We start from the raw sequence: 3,292 nt of genomic DNA, 5'->3' as shown, positions 1-3,292 counted from the left end.
GGGGAGGAAAAGAACGGGACGACCCCACCCCCCCCCCCCCCCCCCCCCCACCCTCCCCCCCCCCCCCCCCCCCCCCCCCCCCACGGCCGTCAGGCGTTCACCCCGGTCAGCGCGAAGAACTCCTGCCGAGTCTTCGGCTGTTCGCGGAGCAGGCCGTGCAGGGAAGAGGTGACGGTGAGCGCGCCGGTCGCGCGCACCCCGCGCAACGACATGCACATGTGCTCGGCTTCGATCACCACGCCGACGCCCTTCGGCGCCAGGTGCTCCTGCAGCCAGTCGGCGACCTGCTTGGTCAGCCGCTCCTGCACCTGCAGGTCGCGCGCGAAGAGCTCGACCACGCGGGCGAGCTTCGAGAGGCCGAGGATGCGCTCGCCGGGCAGGTAGCCGACGTGCGCGACCCCGCGGAAGGGCAGCAGGTGGTGCTCGCACAGCGACTGCACCGGGATGCTCTTGGCCAGCACGAGCTCGTCGTAGCCTTCGTCGTTGGGGAACGTCGTGAGCTGGAAGTCGCGTGGCTGCAGCATTTCCGCGTAGGCCTTGGCCACCCGCCGCGGGGTGTCGCCGAGGTGCTCCGACGACGGGTCCTTGCCCAGGGCGCGCAGCAGGTCGGCGACCGCGCGTTCCGCGGCGGCCAGGTCCACGGCGTCCCGGTTGTGCACGACACCGAGGTGCCGCAGCGGCACCGGTTCGCTGACGGGGTCGACGGTCAAGGCAGGCCTCCTTCCGAAACCAGGACGAGCTGACGGTAGAAGCCCGCCCGGGTTTTCGTCAACGTTCATTTGTTTTAGAGTGCGATGATGCACACTCCCGAGGCCGGCGCGGTGAGCGCGGTCGCGGCGCTCGACGAGCCGACCCGGCGCCGGTTGTACGACCACGTCGCCCGCCAGCCGGAGCCGGTGAGCCGTGACGACGTCGCGGCGGCCCTCAGCCTGCCCCGGGCGACGGTGGCTTTCCACCTCGACCGCCTGGTGGACCACGGGCTGCTGGCGGTCGGGCACGAGCGGCGCACCGGCCGCAGCGGGCCGGGGGCGGGCCGGCCGGCCAAGCTGTACCGGCGCGCGGACCGGCAGGTGAGCGTCTCCCTGCCCGAACGGCAGTACGAACTCGCTGGTCAGCTGCTCGCGGCGGCGGTGGAGGAGGCCGACGAGACGGGCGCCTCGCCCCGGGAGGTCCTCGGGCGGCGAGCCCGCGAACGCGGGGCCGAGCTCGCCGCCGGCGCCGCGGAGATCATCGGCACGCTCGAAGAACACGGCTTCGAGCCCCGCGTGGACGGCCGCGAGGTGCTGCTGGGCAACTGCCCGTTCCAGCGGCTCGCCCGGACGCACGCCCGCCTCGTCTGCGAGATGAACCTCGGCCTCGTCGAAGGCATGCTCACCGGCGCGGGCGAGCACGGGCGGCGCGCCCTGCTGGTGGCGAAGCCGGGCTTCTGCTGCGTCCGGGTGGTGCCCGCCTAGCCGCGGCGGGCTGTGGCCCGCGGTCCAGCGCCCGGCGAACGTCTTCCCGCTGTAGGCGGGGTCGAGCAGGATGCCCCTCGGTCCGGGCCGGCAGCAGGATCGCGTCGAGGCACGCCTCCGTGGGGTCGCCGTACTCGAGGCGGTGAGGTCGTCGCGCTTGAGCAGCAGGCGCGGGCCGAGCCGGGTGAGGACGTCCCTCCTTGCTAGCGCGGGAGGAACGGCAGCACGAAGAGGAAGGCGCCGAACACGACCAGGGCCGCGGAAGCGACGCGGTGCAGGTGCTGCCCGTGCAGCCGCCGGGCCAGCCGGGTGCCGAGGAACGCGCCGGCGCCCGCCAGCACGCCGAGGACGCTGCCGAGTCCGAAGTGGACGTTGCCGTGCGCCGCGTAGCCGATCGTCGCGAAGCCGACGAGCGGGAGCTGGATCAGCTGCCCGGCCGCGATCGTCGTCAACGCGGGCACGCCGAGCGCGAGCAGCACGGGAACCAGCAGGACCGGGCCGCCGGTGCCGGTCAGCGCCGAGCCGAACCCGACCACCGCGCCGACCACGACCGCCGCGGGCGCCGGCAGCTCCCGGGTCTCCCGGGGCTTGGCCCAGAGGTTGTAGGCGCCGGAACCGGCCGTCACGACGGCCAGGACGAGCCAGAGCGCCGTGGCCGGGACGACGCCGTTGACGAGGGCGCCGGCCGCCGCGGCCGGCGCCGCGCCGAGGGTGAGCAGGCCGCCGAAGCGCCAGGGCATCGCCTGGTGCCGGGCGTAGCCGGCGGTGCCGACGATCCCGGTGAACAGGAAGCACCAGCTGCTCGTGCCGGCGGCCGCGTGGATGTCGAGCCCGCCGAGCCAGGTCAGCGCGGGCGGCAGCAGGACTCCGCCGATGCCGACGGTCCCGATGAAGACCCCCACCGGGAACGCGAGAACCAGGACGGCTAACACGATCCGAAGTGCTCCCGGAGCCGGCGCAGCCGCCGCAGCTGCGACGGCGGCAGTCCGGCGCAGGCGGCATTGTCCACAGCGGACAGCAGGTGACGGCGTGACACGGCGGCCGCGGTGCCGGCGTCACCGCGGGCGAGGGCGTCGACGATCTCGCGGTGGTCGCCGGTCCACGCGTGGGCCTGACGCGCCCCGTCGGCCTGGGTCTCCCGCCAGACCGGCCCGGACCCGCGTTCCAGCAGCGCGCCGACCTGCTCGCGCAGGTCCGGGTTCCGGCAGACCCCGGCGATCGCGGCGTGCAGCCGGTGGTCGGTGTCGGCGGGCAGGGTGTCGCCGCCGGTCACCAGAGCCATGCCCGCGACGGCGTCGTGGGCACGGTCGAGCGCCCCCGGATCCGGGTCGGCCGCGGCGAGGGCCAGCACCGCGGGTTCGAGGACGAGCCGCGCTTCGAGCAGGTCGACGACGTCGGCGAACGACTGCGCCGCACGGACGTGCCGTGGGGCGGTGGGCACCGGTGAGCCGCCGAGCACAACGGTGCCGCGCCGCCGCCGCGGTTCGACGTACCCGGCGAACTGGAGCGCGCTGAGTGCTTCGCGCACCGACGGCCGGCTGACCTCGAACTCGCGGGCCAGCTCCAGCTCGGTCGGCAGGACGGTGCCCGCGGGCCACCGGCCGCCGTCGATGCGGGCCCGCACCTCGGTGGCGATCCGCAGCCCGGCGGAGGCTTCCACGTGCCCGACCGTAGCACCGATATGTCAGACATATCCGTGGCGATGTCGGACAAACCCGAACGCCCCAATGTGGCCTTGGGTGCGTTCAACGCACCCAAGGCCACATTGAGGTTTTCTCAGTAGGGCTGGGCCGGGTGCGTGGTTTTTGGGAATGAGACGGGGGGCCGGTTGTAGGACC

General features: G+C 74.1%; 4 protein-coding genes. 1 reads left to right on the top strand and 3 read right to left on the bottom strand.

What is annotated here, in order from left to right; all coding sequences use genetic code 11:
• Window positions 1-89: 89 nt before the first annotated feature.
• Window positions 90-710, bottom strand: a complete 621-nt coding sequence (gene folE, locus ACZ63E_RS46020) for a GTP cyclohydrolase I FolE (RefSeq protein WP_465342627.1) — start codon at window positions 708-710, stop codon at window positions 90-92.
• An 87-nt stretch (window positions 711-797) separates the two neighbouring features.
• Here folE and ACZ63E_RS46015 point away from each other — a divergent pair, with 87 nt between their 5' ends.
• The gene (locus ACZ63E_RS46015) at window positions 798-1,454 is read left to right on the top strand and encodes a helix-turn-helix transcriptional regulator (RefSeq protein ID WP_465342625.1); all 657 of its coding nucleotides are present in this window, start codon (window positions 798-800) and stop codon (window positions 1,452-1,454) included.
• A gap of 203 nt (window positions 1,455-1,657) precedes the next feature.
• Here ACZ63E_RS46015 and ACZ63E_RS46010 read toward each other — a convergent pair whose 3' ends face one another.
• A complete protein-coding gene (locus ACZ63E_RS46010; RefSeq protein ID WP_465342624.1) occupies window positions 1,658-2,386 on the bottom strand; it encodes a sulfite exporter TauE/SafE family protein in 729 nt (242 codons plus the stop codon).
• The gene (locus ACZ63E_RS46005; protein ID WP_465342623.1) at window positions 2,380-3,114 is read right to left on the bottom strand and encodes a FadR/GntR family transcriptional regulator; all 735 of its coding nucleotides are present in this window, start codon (window positions 3,112-3,114) and stop codon (window positions 2,380-2,382) included. The genes ACZ63E_RS46010 and ACZ63E_RS46005 overlap by 7 nt, the downstream gene beginning before the upstream one ends.
• Between the last annotated feature and the right edge of the window lie 178 nt (window positions 3,115-3,292).

Source organism: Amycolatopsis sp. NPDC104819 (assembly GCF_055583145.1).
This window is presented reverse-complemented; position numbering and strand designations above follow the sequence as displayed.